General features: G+C 31.1%; 2 protein-coding genes. Both read left to right on the top strand.

Annotation, left to right across the window (positions count from 1 at the left end):
- Nucleotides 1-408 precede the first annotated feature (408 nt).
- Nucleotides 409-744: a hypothetical protein gene (locus tag Q0945_RS15825; RefSeq protein ID WP_299436573.1), complete on the top strand. Its 336-nt coding sequence runs from the start codon at nucleotides 409-411 to the stop codon at nucleotides 742-744.
- Between the two features lie 215 nt (nucleotides 745-959).
- Nucleotides 960-1,508, top strand: a complete 549-nt coding sequence (locus Q0945_RS15820; protein WP_299436570.1) for a hypothetical protein — start codon at nucleotides 960-962, stop codon at nucleotides 1,506-1,508.
- Nucleotides 1,509-1,777 lie beyond the last annotated feature (269 nt).

The following is a 1,777-nucleotide window of genomic DNA, read 5'->3' as shown; positions in this document are numbered from 1 at the left end:
ATTAATTTTAAAAATTTATCTCTGGCTGACTGGTTAGTGTATACTTTCCCAGTCCGAAATCATAGCCGAGAACGTTGTAGTGCATTTTGACTCAAAAGAAAAATTAAAGAATCGTTGAAATATCTAACTATAGTTTTTATAAATCTTATCCTACTCCTTTTACTATTGTACATTGGAATAGATAAATTTGACGATGAGTTTAATGGAGGGATTTTCTACATAGATTCTTTAAAACTTATTGGAATATCAATCATCGGTATTATTTCATTGAGAGTAGCTGTATCAATTTTCCAAAAAAGACAGATAAAATCGACACGTAAAAGAATTAGTATTTCAATATTAATTATTCTTTGTATTAGCAGTTATTTTTACGTCACCTATGGATCGAAAATATATCACAATCAATTCTTGAATAAAGAATTGAGAGCTGGAATTATGAATAAAATAATACCGTATGAAGGGAGCTGGTTTGGAGATAAGGCTGAAAATCTAACCGAGAAAGAATATATTGAGGTAACCAAAGTCAAATGGTTTCCAAAATTACCGAAAGGTGCACAAAATATAAGTTATGATTATGAATATGAAGGGTTTTTGCCAGACTATTCATTTTCTATAAGCTACGATTTGCCAATAAATTCTGAAGTGGAAACCATAAATTATGAAAATAAGACTTTTACTAAGAGCCAGACTTTTGAAATCGTTGGGAATAAAAAAAGAGTAACTTATTCTGAGGGGTTGTGGTAAAAAAACGCACTACAACAATGCCTAAACGTAATGCGGACTTTGGGGCAAAATCGAAAGGTTTGTGTATATTTATGAAGTCGCTAAATCTTATGGATTTAGCTTTGGACAAAAAAAGAAAAAGCAAAACAATAAGCTTTAGCTTCGTGCGCAGACGGAAACGAAAAGTTTCCTTGCCTCCGCACTACGCTTAGCCGAACCGTTGCCAGTAATTGAGAATGACGAAATCAGAAACAAAATTATTAGTTGGAATTGCAGTTCTGATTTTGCTAATCGATATTTTTCTTATGAAATATTGGATTAGTAATATTAAACCTTACCCATTTATGTCTGTTGGAGTTGAATCTCACAGACTTGAAATATTCGGAGTGAACATTCTGATTGGAATTATTGCTTTCTTTATAAAAAAAAGACTTTCGATTTTATTTTTCGTTAATACAATAGTTTGCTATTGGATTTTCTCATTTTTCTGGAATTCATACCTTGAGAATAATCCTTACTCACAAACTATATATGATTTTAAAATTGAGAACAGAAATATTCAATTAAGAATTTCCGAAAACCCAAACACATATGGAATTTATGAATTAAACCCAAATCCTGTGGATTCTCTGAAAGTAATTGAAATGGGAATGAATGAAAAAAGAGGAGATAGTATTGTGTTGAAATGGTGGAATGGGGAAATCCAAGAAATGTATTTTTATGATGATAAGTTAATCGGATTACCTGAAAACCCAAACCCAATTGAACTTAATAAAAAGGAATGAAAAACTACTGGCAACAATGTATAAGAAAACATAGGGTTTTTGTGGTTAATAGAAAGATCTTTGTTTTTTTGCTAAGTCGCCAACTATAAAATTTGGCGTTTACGAAAAATGATAAAAGCAAAATATTTATATTTGGCTTAGTACCAATTCGAAACGTATCGCTTATCACCTGCCCTACGTTTCTTATACGAGACGTTGCATGCAATAAACTAGCTTTTGGTGCATCTAGCTTACTTTATGAATTGAAATATAATTGGAAAAAACCATTA

It is taken from the genome of uncultured Maribacter sp. (genome assembly GCF_947500405.1).
Taxonomy (GTDB): domain Bacteria; phylum Bacteroidota; class Bacteroidia; order Flavobacteriales; family Flavobacteriaceae; genus Maribacter_B.
This window is presented reverse-complemented; position numbering and strand designations above follow the sequence as displayed.

What these genes read in the sequence shown, in the direction of transcription:
- Q0945_RS15820 (WP_299436570.1), top strand. Translation starts at nt 960, where the DNA reads ATGACGAAATCAGAAACAAAATTATTAGTTGGAATTGCAGTTCTGATT.